Genomic DNA, 13368 nt, shown 5'->3' with positions numbered 1-13368 from the left:
TGTCGGAGGTAGGGCGCCCCACACCGGGAGCGCCCTCGCCTATCAGAGCATCATAGCCGAGCGGATGCCGCCCGTCTGGCTTTCGCCACCGATCTTCACGTCATAGTCGTCAGCCTCGACGATGGGCGAACCATCGATCTCCAGCTTGACATAGTGCACGGACACGGTGTGCGAGGTGCTGGCTTTTTCGCCCGGCGTCCACGCGCCGGGGTCGAACCCATCGAGGAAGCCACGCATGTAGACGGTCGCAGGGTGGACGGTGCCGTCCTCATCGACCAGCGCGGCCGTCGCCATGAACTCCTTTTCCACTCCCGGCCGAAGTCCGAAGAGCTTCAGCGTTGCGGGATCAAAGGCCGTCATGGCGAACGACATCTCGAGCGTCTCGTAGCCGAGGGCAACGCGACGCGGTTTCACCATGCCGGCGTTGCGGAACTCCTCGTACTTGACCTTCATGGGCGGGACAGTGATTTCACTCGCCTGTCCAACCTTGGAGTCGCGATCCACGAAGATGGTGCAGTTGCGCAGGATGTACGCAGGTGTCTCTTTCATGGTCGCTCCTTACGCGGCCGAGAGGGCGCCGTCGCCGAGTTCAGAGAGAACTCGGTCGCGGAGCTGGGCGTAATACTGGATCTCGCGATGGGCGATGACCCGGATGTCTTCCATCGGCGCCGGCGGCTCGAACTTGACGCCGAGGGTCACACGGCCGGAGGCCATCTCCTCGTTCGTGTTCCGCTCGGGATCGAGCCACACATCGCCGCCAAGGATCGCGCCTTCAGCAACGAGGGTGCGCATGAACGCCCGGCCGGACTCGATCATGAACTTGAGGTTCGCGAGGGAGAACGGCTTGTCGACGAACTCGGTGTAGGACTTCTCGATCGCCTCGTTGATGAAGTCGGCCGTGCGACGAACTGATAGGAAGCGCCACAGGTCATCGCCCGTCGTGACCCGGTTGCCCCAGGTGCGAAAGCCTTCGCCCTGCAGGTTGATGATCGTGTTGACCGCGCGCTCGTTGAGGTAGTTCGCCTGCGCGCCGTAGGTCACGGGCCGGGTTGTGCCGCCAATCCCGTTGATCGGCTTGTTGGAGACCGACCACCAGAACCCAAGGTCGCGATCGACCTGGCACTGCCGACCCGCAAAGCGTGGTGAAGCCGGCTGCGGCACGTAGGCGTCCGCGGTCGTATCCCAAACCAGAGCCTTGGGATCGATCACATAGATGCGCTGCGAGTTGATCAGCGACCGATAGGCGTAGGCCTCGGCATCGGTGGTATCCGGCCCGTCCACGAAGGCGATGGCGCGGATGTCATCGAGCACGCCCATCATCTCAGCGACGACCGGGTTCATAACGTTGCCGACATGAGCCGTGGCAGCGGCGCCGGAGCCGCCAGAGAAGGCGATCGTCGGAGCGGAACTGTAGCCTGTGCCACCGTTCGTGATCGTCACCGCAGTCACGACACCGTCGGTTAGGACCGCCGTTGCCGCCGCGCCGCTCCCCGCTCCCGTGATGGTCACCGCCGGGGGCGTGACGTAGCCCGCGCCACCATTGGTCACACTGATCGCGGATACGGCGCCGGAGTTGACTAAGGCTGTCGCTGCAGCCCCCGAGCCGCCGCCCGAGAACGAAACCGCAGGTGTCGTGAAGCCCGCCCCTGCCCGCTTGATCTTGACGCCGGTCACCTTGCCGTCGGCGAAGATAGCCTCGAACTCGCCGTCATTGCCGCCAGAGACCGCGACGCTCGGCGCACTGTGATAGCCAGATCCCTGATTGGTCATCTGGATCGAAGCAATGCCGTCCGTGGGCGTGGACGCAGTGAAGCCCGGTGCAATGAAAATGCGCGGCTTAAGGCCATAGAGACTTTCGCACTTCTTGGCGGCATGAACGCCGGTCAGCGCGGTGCTGTCGCCAACGAGGTTGGACAGCGTCTCGGCGTCCGTGTCGCCCACCTCAACGCGACTGATGTAGACGTACGGCCCGTGCTGATCGAGGATGCCGTCATAGGCCGCCTTCAGCGTCCCGGCATTGCCAAGCTTCGACGCCCGGCTGTCCTTGCCGTAAAGCAGGACAGGCTTGTCGAAAGGGAACGCATCTTCATCCGCGTCGGGCGCCGTGCCGATCAGGAAGACGACGGCGCTTTGGTCGGTGCGGATGAGTACCGGCGTTTCGTCGGACTCAAAGACCCGTGCGCCATGGTGAAAGGAAAGGTCGGCCATAAGGCTCCCTCAAAAAGAAAAAGGCGCCACGAGGGCGCCTTGCGAACAGAATGTGTGGGGTGGCGTCAGAACGTCTGGACGGGGGCCGTCAGGTCGATCTTCTCGCGGGATGCGCCCTGGAGGCGCAGCACGGTGGTGGGGATCCCATCCTCACCCTCCGGCCCGGTAAAGACGCGGATCTCGCGGACCCAGTCGCCGCTTTCCAGGTCTTGCGTCGACGGCGTGATGACGACCTTCTCGATGCCGTCGACGAGGGTCGTTTGGTGGGTGACGGTGATCATGTCGGCCATCCCTGGTTGATGTCGATGGCGTCAAGGGCGGCTGGCGTGGTGGCTGCGGCGATGGCAGTGGTGAGCACACTCTCGCGTTTAAAACACGCCTGGATATGCTGTGCGCCCGCCGCTTTGATGGTGCGCAATTGGCTGACGGTGAGTTCCACGAAACCGGCCGGGGATTTGAACTCAATTGGCGCGGTCAGATCACCGTCGTCGAATGCTTTTACGGTGCGATCGACGATTGCCTGTGTCTCGCGGTCGGTCGGGACAAACAGACCGCCGACCGTCAGCCCGCCCGTCTCGACTTCCCAGCGGCGCTGAGCCAAAGCCGCGAGCTTCTCGGCTTTCAGCTCTTCGAGGGGGATGTCCTCCAGCGTATGGATCTCGACAAGCTCACCGTTTACGTAACCGGCGGTCGTGCCAATTGCTCGCTTGTCCGTGGGTATGGGCGTTGGCGCAACGGGGTGCACGCCGAAGTCAGCGCGCACCGTGTCATCCATCGCTGTTGGAAAGCTGGTGTCGGGATTGTCGCGGCGAAGATGCCAATCAGTATAAGGATAGACGACGACCTCGCCCACTTGGATGAGTGCGTGCATTAGATGTATCCGTATGTGATGGCTTGAATGGCCCGCGTGCCAAGCCCGGTGACGGTTCCGAGTGTCCAGTTGATGACGTCGGGAGAGTAGGCCATCAGACCGCCTGTCCCGCCAATGACCCACAGATCAAGGCCAGGGATGTATTCGACGGCAGCGATTGTCGTGCTCGTGAAGAACGAGGTGTTAACCGTCGACCACCCCACAGAGATATCCGTTGATGTCTTCAACTGTGGAGCGGTCCCATTGGAACCAACCGCGACCCAAAGGCTACCATTATACGCCCAGTCCACGCCGCAATTGGTTGCCGCCTGGATGCCGGCATTGCTGAAGCTCACGCCGTCGTTGACCGACCGATATAATGCCCCGGCAGCGGCCTGCCTCATCATATAGAACGCGCCAGCCGTATAGCGCAGACCAACATAACGATCGGAGCCGGTGAGCGTTGCCTGTGATGTCCAGACTGCCGCTGGTGTCCCAGTTTTCGTGAATGGTCGAGATGTGGTCCCCGCCACCCCGACGCAGACCCACGTGCTATTGCCGTAGGCGACGGCCGACACGTAGGTTATCGTCGGCCCAAGATAAGTAGACATGCTGCGCGATGTCCACGTGATGCCATCCGGAGAGGTGTAAAACGCCGCCCCCATAGCGACAAACAGCCCGCCTCCGAAGGCGACGCAGGAAAACTCACCAGCGCCCCCTAGTCGAAGCGTCCACGTGCTTCCATTGGGAGATGTATAAATCCCGTGCGAAGACACAGCGACGAACAGCCCGTTCGCAAAGATGATCTGATTAAAGTAGGACGTCCCGCCAGAGTCATTAAACGGGGATGTCCAGTTCACGCCATCTTCAGAGCGGATGATGTAACGGTCCACACCACCTGCGACGACCACGGGCGGCTTACTCTTCCCCGCCGCCATGAACAGCGTCCGCGTCATCGGATCCATGGCTCACCCATTGAATTCAAGCGCTGCACCACGCCAAGTCGTGCCGCCGTTGAGTGTCTCGAAGATGACGAAATAGGTCTTGCCGCCGGTGAATGAAGGCGCCTCACCATCCCGCCATTGGACGCCCGAGAACCAGGTTATTGTGCCGGAGGTGTAGGTCAGCACGAGCGTGAACCCATAGGCTCGTGAGGCGGGCACGCTCGACGTAGTGAACGTGATGTTTCCGTTGACCGTCTTGGTGAAGACATTGCCGAGAGAGCAATCAATTGCAGAGGCCGCGATAGCCGTTACCGTCCCGGCGATCTGCCCAAACAGCTGCGATCCGGTCCATGTCTGCGCAGCATTGGTCTTGGCATAGTTCGCGTCGAAGGCCTGCACCTCTGTGCCGACACGTAGCTGAAGCAGCGTCCGCATCGCCGCGTAGTTGGCAGCGCCAATAAGCGATCGGCCGTTTGCCGAGGCATCCGAGATCTGTGCCAGAGTGTGCGAGTGGACCGCATCCGCCTTGGCCGCGATCGCCGCTGCCATGGACGCAGCAAAGTTCGGATCGTCCCCAAGAGCGGCGGACAGCTCGATAAGCGTGTCCAGCGCGCCAGGCGCGCCATCGACCAGGTTGTCGATCGCGGTCGATATCGCCGCGTCGACTTCCGCCCGCGTATAGGTCTCCGTCTTGGCGTAGACTTCGCTTTTCGCGTAGACCTCAACCTTCGTGTAATAGTTGGACGGGTCAAACAGCGCAGCCAAAGCCGCGCTGGCCGCAGCCTTGAGCGCCCAATGCTTGGCAGAGTGCTTCCCCGCCTCAACCGCGACGTCTTCCGCTTCATCGGCCCATTTCTGGGCCTTGTCGCGGGCAGTTCCGGCTGTGGTGGCGGCCGTCGTCGCCTCACCGGCCTTCGTCGCCGCCGTGGATGCGGAGCCAGCGGCAGCGGAGGCTGACGCCGCCGCCTTCGTCGCATGGTGCTTGGCCGAGAACTTTCCGGTCTCGACGGCGACATCAACGGCCTTTTCAGCCCAGTCCTGTGCCCTGTCACGCGCCGCCTTGGCGTCCGTCAGGAAGATCTGCTGAGCTTGGACCGAAGCGGCCGTCGCCGACACGATAACGTCGGAGTGCGGCCCGGCATTACCGGACACCGCGACGATCGTGAGGACAAGAGCGCCTGTCTCTGGGTCGTAGCTGTCGTGGCGGGCGATCGCGATGTCGGTGCTGATCGAGGCTCGTGAGAGCGCCACGAAAGGCGTCGGCCGGAAAAGGTCGCGCTTGTCCGGGTGGATCGCCAGCGTCGTCGAGCCTTCAGCGAAGGTGACCTCGCTGTCGTCCGCGATCTCCGCTGTCAGAAACCCCGCCTGCTGATACTCAAACACGCGCTCATAAGCCGGCAATAGGATTTCGTTCAGACGGAACAAGGCCGCCTGAATGAGCTCGGCTCGCGCTTCCTCGAACGAGGCTGACTTGCCGGTTAGGTCATTGAGGGCGAGGTCGATCTCGCCCACAAATCCGTTCCAGAACTCTGACGTAAAATCGACGCCAGTATCCGCGCGGAACCTATTCGCGAGGTTCAAAGCCATCGACAGCATCCCCCAGCTCGCGCAAGACCTTGCCCGAGACAGTCACTTCCTGCTCCGGCTTCAGGTACACGCCGTTGCCGCGGTCCACGACGCGGTTGAGAACCACGTCGTAGATCTTGGCGTCATCGATGGGATCGGGCGCTTTCGTGGTCTTCCTGGTCATTGCGGCCTCCTTAGAACACAAAGTCACGACGCTCGGTCGCGACGAAGCCAGCCGCCGCTGACCCACGGCTCCCGGTCGTTTTCACGCGGTACTTGGTCAAGGCCGCTGGCGTGAACACAGCCACGGCTCGAGCCGTCGTCGCGTCGAGCGGATCGGGCGTGATGGTCACGCTGTCCGCCGCCTCGGTCGCGCCGCCGTCCAGGATCAGGCTGCACCCGAAGGTGTGCTCGTCCTTGTCGTAGCCCGCGATGTCGTAGTGCACCTGGATGCTCGTCGTGGAGCTTCCAAGCGTCCGCTCTTTCGAGAAGTGCGTCAGGTTGCCGACCGGGCCGAGCAGCTCGATCTCGGTCTGTGTGGTGTCGATAGCCGGCATCAGATCGCGCGTTCCGACGAACACGGCCCGCAGATTCACCAGCGTGGGGTTGCCGTCGAGGGCGCCGTATTCGCCTTCAGAGATCTGGTACCACTTGCCGGCGCGCTGCACCTCCCAAAGCAACTGCGTGCCCTCCGGGACGTACTGAGCGGCGTTCAGACGAATGCCCGCGATGCCATCAACCCGCGTGAGCGGCTGCATCTGGACCTCAATGCGGGACTGCTTGAAGGCCCCGAAAAACAGGCTGATGCAGATGTCGCCGCTATTCTGGACGGGCTCCCATTCGCCGAGATCGGACAGGTAGAAAGCCGACCCAGACAGATACTTGTTGCCCGTGCGGACTTTGACGAAGTGGTTGCCGGTCGACGCAATGCCGATCGCATAGGCGCGCCCGCCCTTGAGGTAGACCGGCTCGATCTGGCACTTATTGAGCGCGTTGCCCACCAGGTTCGCGACGGGAATCGAGCCCCGCGAGATGATGGAGTTCTTGAGCGGCTTGTCGCTGGCGACCTCGAAGACGTAAACCTGCACATCGCTCGTCGTGCCGACCTGGTCAAACTGGATTCCGACCTCGGTCAGCCATCCGTTCGTCGCGTTCAAGAAGGTCTGAGTGATCTGCGATGCGGTCACCGTGACGGTCTTGGTCACCGTGTCCCAATACGGCTCTTCGTGCGTCTCGAGCGAGACAAGCCGGATGTTGTAGGATCCCCGGCCAGCCTTGTAGCTCTTGATCTCGAAGGTGTACGTCTCGCCGTCATCCCCACGGAACTCGAACTGATGCTTGTCGTCGAGCTCAATGTTCCCGGCCTTGACCGTGTTGAACAGCGCCTCGTAAACGACCTTCGCCTCGGCGAGCGTCATGTCGTCGCCGAGGTAGCGCAGGAGATCGTCGACGCTCGCCTTCGGGCCGCCGCGGCACAGATTGAACCAGTCTCCGTATTTGGTGACGGTGCGCGTCATCATCTTTTGGACGCGCTCGGTTGTCTGCACCGGGTATTGGCTGATGGAGAGCGCGCCATCCGGGTTGCCGATCGACAGGCGCACGGCCGTGGCATCCTGCGCCGGCGTCATGATGCCGTTGGTGATCTTCACCTTGGCGTCAAGCGGGTTGGCCAGGGCCACCGTCGTGTAGCTCGGATCACCCTGCGGGAACCGCAGGCCGTCATCCACCAGCGCGGCGTAGCCGGCATAGGCCGTGTCGCTGTCCGACAGGTTCGAGAACTTGTCGATGAACGTCCTGACGGCGCTGGCCGGCTGCTTGGCGAGGTTTTCCAGGGCTTCCAGGCGAGCCAACAGGCTGAGCAGCAGATCGCGATAGTCCGGCGGGATCGCCGCCTGAATGCGCACGAGCTCCGACTGGATGGTGTCGAGAATCTGCCCGATCTGATCGCGCCACACGTTGATGGCGTCGATCAGTTGCTTCAGCGATTCCACGGACGGAAGCCGATAGTTCTCGTCCATCTCGACGCTGTCGACGCCAGACGTGGAGAGCGTCACCCAGGCAACCGGGATCAGGCCGACGTCCAGGGTGGGCCGAACGGGACTCGGGCTTTCGGCGCCGGGCACCAGGGCGATGCGCGCATAGCGCAGGCGCTCCATAGCGACCGATTGCGGCTCGGTATTGCCCTGGTCGTCGATCTCGAAAGACCGCTCCTGGACGTCCGTCTCGATCGGCTCACCATAGGCCACGACCGCGACGATGCGCTTCGTGACGTTCGGCATGTAGGTGCCACCCGTCAGGACGTTGAAGACGGTCGGTTCGGATCGTACGAAGACAGGCCCGCCGCCCCAATAATGGCCCGCGGCAACCGTGATTTCCGTCTGTCCGGTCTTGGTGACAGTAAAGCCCGTGTAGTAGCGAAGGCTCGACACCGCGTTGGCGACCAGGGCGTCAAAGGTCTGGCGCGAAAAGGCGCCAAGGTTATTCAGGTCCGGCGTAGTGATCTTCTGATCATCGCGGAAGATGACTTCTCTCAGCACGAGGCTATGTCTCCACTTTCGCGCCGAAGACAATCCGGTCGCCAAAGGTCATCCGGTCGCCAAAGCGGCGATTGCGGCGGGTCTGGGTTTGGAGGAAGATCGTGTCGCGCAACGACTTGGCGGCCCTTGTGGCCTCAAGCGAGCGGTCAAGGAGCCTGCGATCTTCGGCTTTCAGATAAAGGCCAGGCGGGCGCCCAACGCGGAACTCGCGGGATTTGCGCTTGCCGCGGATCTCGACCTTCATGCGCGCCGTGTAGGGCGTCATCCCGAGATAGCAGCGGCCCACATAGGAGCCTCGCTCGCCGGCCGACACGCCTTTATCGCGCGTTCGATCGTAGAGGTAGAAGCGCTCGTAGACGTGCTGCCACGCCTTGTCGCGCTTGGGATAGATCGCCGTGCGCTTGCCCGTAGACGCGCGTCCGATGAAGGAACCGCGATCCTGGAAGCGTTCGCGGATCAAGTCGGGCTTGATCGAGATGAGCCGCCCGGTTGGCACAACGCTCGACCACTGGGGCCGGGAGACCGCGACACCGTAAGGCCGCTGAATCTCGGTTCGGATGACTCGTTCGGGCGCGCGCTCACCACGCAGGTAGCGATTGCGCAGATGGTCGCCGACATAGAAGCCGCCGTCCTTGGCCGGGAGGACGATATCCTCGAACCGATAGGCCGACCCGAAGTGAACCGTCTGACTTGCCACCTCGCGGCGAGTGAGCGTTGTCTCCTGGCCCGACGTGGGATCGTAAAGACGCGCCTCGCGCACAACGGTATCGATCGTGACCTTGTGCGCGGTCGGCGCGACGCGGCCGACGAACGCCTTTGACCTCGCCGCTGAGGCGACAAAGAAGCCGCGCTGGAACTCGCGGACCGGAACCTTGGGGTAGATGCGGATCTGCTGAAACTGGGCGAGGTAGCGTTGCCGTTCCTCGTCGGTCCAGCCGCGCTTCGGATAGACACCCTGCGGCGGCGCCGTGACCTTGAGCAGCTTCACGCCAACCAGGCTATAGAAGCGCCGGAAACCTTCGGCCTTGCCCTTCAGACGCTCGTAGGCGTACCAGTTGGCAGCGACGTAGCGCTTCTTTTCCAGACTCCAGTCTTCGTACCAGAGATCGACCGAGCGTCCCCAGGCAATGACCGGAAGCATCGACGGATCACACGTCATCGGATCCGTCTGGCGCACGATCCACTGCGGATCGAGGAGTGACCAGCGCTGGGCGTCGGTTAGTTCATGGGACAACTCCCACGGCGTCGGGTCGGGGAGTAGAGAGACTGGATCAGCCACTCATCACCTCCACCGCGATATCGACGCCCGTCAGCAACCCATATTGGAAGCGCAGGGTCTCGACGCTCTGTGTCGGCATCACCTGCACGGCGCTGTCGACGCCCGCGACATGCAAGGACGCGACGATCGCGGAATGCGGGACGCCGCCGCCAAGGCGCCGGTAGCGGTCGCCCATGGCTTGGACCGAAGCAACCGCGTTCGCCTTGATAACGGCCGGATCCGGCCCAGGCGGGATGAGCAAGGTTGCCTTCACCGCATATGACACGGGGCGCGCGGGGCGCACCCGCAAGGCATCCGTCAGAAGCTTGATGTCATCGCGCATCAACCGCGAGCGGACGGCGCGCGTGAGCGCAGCAGACGGTTCGCCGTTGGCGAGGCGCGATAGAACCGTCATCTCGACGATGGGGTCGTGTTTGCCCTTGTTCCGGACCACGACAGCCGCATCGCGCACGTCAATCGAAGCAGCCATCGCGTGGTAGAGATACCCGCCGGGCGTGCCAGACGATGCAAAGCCTTCCGGCGCGAGCTGAATGCGGCCGCGGTAGCGGTCGTCGGATTCCCAATCTTCTGGATTGGTTGCGAAGTCGCGAGGCTCCGCTACCAGCGGCATGCGCGCCGTGCCGTGCTGGTCGCCCAGCCGATCGAGCCAGACGCCCTTCGCGAAAGCGAGGGTCAGGTTGTAGGCAACGTCGCGGATCTGCTGCGAGACGAACATCTCGCGCAGCGCGCCAGTCTCCTGCAGGGGGATGTTCGAGTCGTCCTCAAGCGAGAACGTGTCCCACTCCATCCCGGCGGCCTCGAGCCGCGCCTTCAGGTCGTCGATGCGCTCCTGCCGGAAGGTCTCGAACGACAGGGGGTCGAACAGCGTGCTCTTGTCGATGCGCGACAGATCGAGCGTCGACGCCGAAAAGCGGCTCATGGAAAACCTCACACGGAAACGGAGGCGACCCGCTCGTTGCCGGTCGTGAAGTCACCCAGATGCCCGTTCGGGAAATAGGTGCCTGTAAGCTCGAACGTGATCCGCCCATCCTGTTGCGCGTCAGCCACCTTCACGCTGACCAGCCGAAAGCGGGGCTCGCCTAGCTGAAAGCCCTCGACCTCGCGCGGCTCCAATGCCTCGGCGATAGCGACAAAGGCAGCCAGGATCACACGCGGATTCATCGGCGCGTCGATCAGGGACTGTAGGTCTGCGCCGAACAGGCGGCGCATCACGCGCGTGTATTTTGGGGTGGTGAGGATGATCTCGATGGATTGGCGCGTGTGGTCCCAGTCCCGCAGAACCTTGCCAGTGCGCCGATCGAAGCCGGCGCTTCCCATCCCTTACGCCTTCTTTGGCTTGGCGGGCTTGGCGGGAGCGAGCCGATCGTCATGCGGAGGCAGGAAGTATTTCGCTTCGGCCTCGGTCATGCGGACGATATCGCCGGCCTTCTTGTAGGCGTTGTTCAGGAAGCCCTCTTTCAGGACTTCGTAGCGTTGCTTTTCCATGTCAGCCCTCGTGAAAGACGGTGCTTGAACCGGTTGTTGCGTGTCCGCACGAGGCCAGATGGCCGGCCCGGCAGATCGGGATTCCGTTGATGAAGACGGTGCTTGACGCTTCCACCATGGCCGGTGGCGGACTATGCGGCGGCGGCCCGTGCGGCTGCACCAGGTCGCCGAGCACGACCACTTCCGCGCCCTCCGCGAAGACCGTGTGCTGGGCACCAGACATGTGGTTGCCGCCGGCCGCGTCCGTCGGACGCCGGGCAATTCCAGGCATGCGTTGCGCCTCAGTTCAGATGAATCTTGGGAGCCTTCAGGCGGATCTCGCCATCCGTGATCGTGATGGACGAGGCGCCGCACGACAGCGTGACGGTGTCACCGCCGTCGCTGACGGCAATGCGCGTCTTGCCTCGATCGAGGATGACGTTCTCATCGGCCTTTTTGGATGCTCGCGTGTTCGTGTCGGACGGGACGCTGAGCTCGATCTCGGCGTCGGACAGTTCGCCGTTCTGCGAGCGTACCCGCACTTGCTGCCCTTTGCTGGGGGGGAAGTGCGTCTTGGTCGCGCCGGCCGACTGCTCGCTCCATGGCAACCAGCCGGACTTGTAGGTCTTACCGTCCTTGTCAGCCAGCGTAACCCGCGCTAGCCCCTTCTCGGCGTCGATGTCCTCATCGGACGCGATCGTGCCAATGCGGTTGGCATTTCGACCGCGGCGCTCGATCTCAGCAAGGCGGAACTGGATGTCCAGCACCGCCCGCGTCAGGTCACGGAAGCTCATAGGTCGGGGGCTCCGGCTCGGCGCCGGGCGCCGTGACATGCAGCAAAGGAGGCGATGTGTCCTCGGCCGGCTCTGGCGGTGCGATCTGCAATGCGCGAGCCTGATCGAGCGTCAACCCGAGATAGCCGCGAACGCGCTGCCAATCGTGCAGCCCAGCGTCTTCGGCGATGGCCGCGCGAAAGATTTCGGCAGTGCCTGCCAAGTCAGGATCCTGCTCAAACGCGGCAATCAGATCCGTCCACAACGGACCCGGTGGGCCGCCGAATGCTGGATCCCTGAACAAGTCCACGTCGAGGGTGATTTGCCGCCCGGCGAACCTGATGCCCTTCTCCGACGACGCGCCTCGCGTCGATGTGCGCTTCTTCGTACGGGACACAAACCGGCGGTACATTTCCGACCACGGCGCGGGATCCTGGGACAGCGTCCGCATAACCTGCCGCTCGATGACGTCCAGCGACGCCTCCATGCCCGCGTCCGTCAACGGAACGCCCCACAGAGTCTCGCCATTCTCATCCCGCATCCTGGCCGTCACTCCGATCTCGAGGACGAGTGACGCGGCGCACGGCGCTGTCATGATGTCGGATGCCTGCGGTTCGTACGTGGCATCATCGACATAGACCGATATGAACGGACGCTTTTCGCCCGGCTCGATCTGGTCAATCGCCGCCAAGGACGAGTCGTAGACCTCATCCCCAGCCCACGTCTTCCCGCGCAGGGCCAGGACCGCCAGCGTCCGCAGGGCCAGGCGTGACAGCATCAGCCACCTATGATGTTGAGCCGCAGCGAGATCCGCCCAAGGCCAACCCGGTCAACGCGGGCGATCTCGAACGACGGGCTGCCAGGCCGATCCTCGGCGACAATGCGGTCACCTTCCCGGAAGGCGTACCCCTCCGGGATCGCTTCCGGCCGAACGTCGACCCTGGCGTCGCAATACGGAAGTTGCGTCTGCCAGCGGCCGTCGAGCGTCTCGCCGCTCAGATCCTTCTCGCCGCTGTTCGTGAAGAACAGCGCCTTGAATCGCAGGTCGGGGCGGGTCGTAGTGCCGGGGGCGCTGGCGCCAACCGTCTTGCGGGCGTCGCCCTTGGCCATGCACACCAGCCACTCGGCGTGGGCATGGTCTACGGTGGCGCCGGCACGTCGCTCGATTCGTTGGAACAGGGACATGCCGGCGTTTCCTTAAGCGAGGATGGCGTTGATGACCGGCCATAGGCCGGCGTACGGGAGGGCAAGGAGCTTCAGATACTCCCGCACGTCGCCTTCACCGTGATTCCACTTGCGGGGATTGGCGTCATCCAGCAGTGCAATAGAGCGCATGGGGCGCCAAACCCGAACCCCGCGCGCTTCAAGGACCGCTACAGCTGCAGCAGTCTTACTCATCAGAACGCGCCGTTCAGGCGGACGCGACCGACGAGCTCGCCGGCGCCGCTGCCTACGGCGACCAGTGCAACACCGATCTTGGTGTTGTCGGTCGAGGTTGTTGTGGCTTCCTTGTTCGTATTGTCCCAGTAGATGGCCGCGCCGACCGTCCAGGCCTGCGAGGCCTTCTTTTTCAGGTCGAAGACGCCGTTCGTCTTGAACTCGCCCTCTTCGGCGTTGGCGTAGGTTCCGGTGGCGACGCCAAAAAGCGTGCCGACCAGGGCGCCGTCGCCGGAGGCCACCGCGTAGGGTGCCGGCAACGTCAGGGTGTCGCCCGGCTGGATGTAGTTCTTCATAAAAAAAATCCCTC

General features: G+C 63.1%; 18 protein-coding genes. All 18 read right to left on the bottom strand.

Translation table 11 applies throughout. The features are described 5' to 3' along the window. Nucleotides 1-42: 42 nt before the first annotated feature. The 18 genes from KIO74_RS00865 to KIO74_RS00780 all read right to left on the bottom strand — a co-directional run bounded on the left by KIO74_RS00865 (nt 43) and on the right by KIO74_RS00780 (nt 13354). Nucleotides 43-549: a phage major tail tube protein gene (locus KIO74_RS00865; protein ID WP_213329595.1), complete on the bottom strand. Its 507-nt coding sequence runs from the start codon at nt 547-549 to the stop codon at nt 43-45. A 9-nt stretch (nt 550-558) separates the two neighbouring features. Further along, a complete protein-coding gene (locus tag KIO74_RS00860; protein WP_213329592.1) occupies nt 559-2208 on the bottom strand; it encodes a phage tail sheath C-terminal domain-containing protein in 1650 nt (549 codons plus the stop codon). A gap of 65 nt (nt 2209-2273) precedes the next feature. After that, the gene (locus KIO74_RS00855; RefSeq protein WP_213329589.1) at nt 2274-2489 is read right to left on the bottom strand and encodes a hypothetical protein; all 216 of its coding nucleotides are present in this window, start codon (nt 2487-2489) and stop codon (nt 2274-2276) included. After that, entirely contained in the window at nt 2486-3079 is a 594-nt protein-coding gene (locus tag KIO74_RS00850) for a DUF4376 domain-containing protein (RefSeq protein WP_213329586.1), read from the bottom strand. Before KIO74_RS00850 ends, KIO74_RS00855 begins: the two co-directional genes overlap by 4 nt. Beyond that, nucleotides 3079-4023 carry a beta propeller repeat protein gene (locus KIO74_RS00845; protein ID WP_213329583.1) on the bottom strand — a complete coding sequence of 315 codons (945 nt, stop codon included), beginning with the start codon at nt 4021-4023 and terminating at the stop codon, nt 3079-3081. The genes KIO74_RS00850 and KIO74_RS00845 overlap by 1 nt, the downstream gene beginning before the upstream one ends. A gap of 3 nt (nt 4024-4026) precedes the next feature. Then, nucleotides 4027-5589, bottom strand: coding sequence for a hypothetical protein (locus tag KIO74_RS00840; RefSeq protein WP_213329580.1), 1563 nt, complete (start codon nt 5587-5589; stop codon nt 4027-4029). After that, nucleotides 5567-5752, bottom strand: a complete 186-nt coding sequence (locus KIO74_RS00835) for a hypothetical protein (RefSeq protein WP_213329577.1) — start codon at nt 5750-5752, stop codon at nt 5567-5569. Before KIO74_RS00835 ends, KIO74_RS00840 begins: the two co-directional genes overlap by 23 nt. Nucleotides 5753-5762: 10 nt before the next feature. After that, nucleotides 5763-8105, bottom strand: coding sequence for a hypothetical protein (locus KIO74_RS00830; RefSeq protein WP_213329576.1), 2343 nt, complete (start codon nt 8103-8105; stop codon nt 5763-5765). Nucleotides 8106-8109: 4 nt separating this feature from the next. Beyond that, nucleotides 8110-9384 carry a phage tail protein I gene (locus KIO74_RS00825; RefSeq protein ID WP_213329573.1) on the bottom strand — a complete coding sequence of 425 codons (1275 nt, stop codon included), beginning with the start codon at nt 9382-9384 and terminating at the stop codon, nt 8110-8112. Further along, on the bottom strand, nt 9377-10303 hold the full coding sequence (locus KIO74_RS00820; RefSeq protein ID WP_213329563.1) for a baseplate assembly protein: 927 nt from the start codon (nt 10301-10303) through the stop codon (nt 9377-9379). The genes KIO74_RS00825 and KIO74_RS00820 overlap by 8 nt, the downstream gene beginning before the upstream one ends. An 8-nt stretch (nt 10304-10311) precedes the next feature. Beyond that, nucleotides 10312-10701, bottom strand: coding sequence for a GPW/gp25 family protein (locus tag KIO74_RS00815; protein ID WP_213329560.1), 390 nt, complete (start codon nt 10699-10701; stop codon nt 10312-10314). A 3-nt stretch (nt 10702-10704) separates the two neighbouring features. Further along, nucleotides 10705-10869, bottom strand: a complete 165-nt coding sequence (locus tag KIO74_RS00810) for a hypothetical protein (protein ID WP_213329557.1) — start codon at nt 10867-10869, stop codon at nt 10705-10707. Nucleotide 10870: 1 nt separating this feature from the next. After that, a complete protein-coding gene (locus KIO74_RS00805) occupies nt 10871-11140 on the bottom strand; it encodes a PAAR domain-containing protein (protein WP_213329554.1) in 270 nt (89 codons plus the stop codon). Nucleotides 11141-11150: 10 nt separating this feature from the next. Further along, the gene (locus tag KIO74_RS00800; protein ID WP_213329551.1) at nt 11151-11642 is read right to left on the bottom strand and encodes a phage baseplate assembly protein V; all 492 of its coding nucleotides are present in this window, start codon (nt 11640-11642) and stop codon (nt 11151-11153) included. Continuing rightward, entirely contained in the window at nt 11629-12399 is a 771-nt protein-coding gene (locus tag KIO74_RS00795; protein WP_213329548.1) for a hypothetical protein, read from the bottom strand. The genes KIO74_RS00800 and KIO74_RS00795 overlap by 14 nt, the downstream gene beginning before the upstream one ends. After that, entirely contained in the window at nt 12399-12806 is a 408-nt protein-coding gene (locus tag KIO74_RS00790; protein WP_213329546.1) for a hypothetical protein, read from the bottom strand. Before KIO74_RS00790 ends, KIO74_RS00795 begins: the two co-directional genes overlap by 1 nt. A gap of 12 nt (nt 12807-12818) precedes the next feature. Next, complete coding sequence (locus tag KIO74_RS00785) at nt 12819-13019, bottom strand: hypothetical protein (protein ID WP_213329544.1); 201 nt, start codon at nt 13017-13019, stop codon at nt 12819-12821. Next, a complete protein-coding gene (locus KIO74_RS00780; protein WP_213329541.1) occupies nt 13019-13354 on the bottom strand; it encodes a DUF2190 family protein in 336 nt (111 codons plus the stop codon). The genes KIO74_RS00785 and KIO74_RS00780 overlap by 1 nt, the downstream gene beginning before the upstream one ends. Nucleotides 13355-13368: the final 14 nt, after the last annotated feature.

The organism is Chelatococcus sp. HY11, from assembly GCF_018398335.1.
In the GTDB taxonomy this organism is placed as follows: domain Bacteria; phylum Pseudomonadota; class Alphaproteobacteria; order Rhizobiales; family Beijerinckiaceae; genus Chelatococcus.
The sequence above is the reverse complement of the archived record's forward strand: the minus strand, read 5'-3'. Positions and strand labels throughout refer to the sequence as shown.

Coding starts and splice junctions, on each gene's coding strand:
- KIO74_RS00865 (WP_213329595.1), bottom strand. CDS start 549: ATGAAAGAGACACCTGCGTACATCCTGCGCAACTGCACCATCTTCGTG.
- KIO74_RS00860 (WP_213329592.1), bottom strand. CDS start 2,208: ATGGCCGACCTTTCCTTTCACCATGGCGCACGGGTCTTTGAGTCCGAC.
- KIO74_RS00855 (WP_213329589.1), bottom strand. CDS start 2,489: ATGATCACCGTCACCCACCAAACGACCCTCGTCGACGGCATCGAGAAG.
- KIO74_RS00850 (WP_213329586.1), bottom strand. CDS start 3,079: ATGCACGCACTCATCCAAGTGGGCGAGGTCGTCGTCTATCCTTATACT.
- KIO74_RS00845 (WP_213329583.1), bottom strand. CDS start 4,023: ATGGATCCGATGACGCGGACGCTGTTCATGGCGGCGGGGAAGAGTAAG.
- KIO74_RS00840 (WP_213329580.1), bottom strand. CDS start 5,589: ATGGCTTTGAACCTCGCGAATAGGTTCCGCGCGGATACTGGCGTCGAT.
- KIO74_RS00835 (WP_213329577.1), bottom strand. CDS start 5,752: ATGACCAGGAAGACCACGAAAGCGCCCGATCCCATCGATGACGCCAAG.
- KIO74_RS00820 (WP_213329563.1), bottom strand. CDS start 10,303: ATGAGCCGCTTTTCGGCGTCGACGCTCGATCTGTCGCGCATCGACAAG.
- KIO74_RS00815 (WP_213329560.1), bottom strand. CDS start 10,701: ATGGGAAGCGCCGGCTTCGATCGGCGCACTGGCAAGGTTCTGCGGGAC.
- KIO74_RS00810 (WP_213329557.1), bottom strand. CDS start 10,869: ATGGAAAAGCAACGCTACGAAGTCCTGAAAGAGGGCTTCCTGAACAAC.
- KIO74_RS00805 (WP_213329554.1), bottom strand. CDS start 11,140: ATGCCTGGAATTGCCCGGCGTCCGACGGACGCGGCCGGCGGCAACCAC.
- KIO74_RS00800 (WP_213329551.1), bottom strand. CDS start 11,642: ATGAGCTTCCGTGACCTGACGCGGGCGGTGCTGGACATCCAGTTCCGC.
- KIO74_RS00795 (WP_213329548.1), bottom strand. CDS start 12,399: ATGCTGTCACGCCTGGCCCTGCGGACGCTGGCGGTCCTGGCCCTGCGC.
- KIO74_RS00790 (WP_213329546.1), bottom strand. CDS start 12,806: ATGTCCCTGTTCCAACGAATCGAGCGACGTGCCGGCGCCACCGTAGAC.
- KIO74_RS00785 (WP_213329544.1), bottom strand. CDS start 13,019: ATGAGTAAGACTGCTGCAGCTGTAGCGGTCCTTGAAGCGCGCGGGGTT.
- KIO74_RS00780 (WP_213329541.1), bottom strand. CDS start 13,354: ATGAAGAACTACATCCAGCCGGGCGACACCCTGACGTTGCCGGCACCC.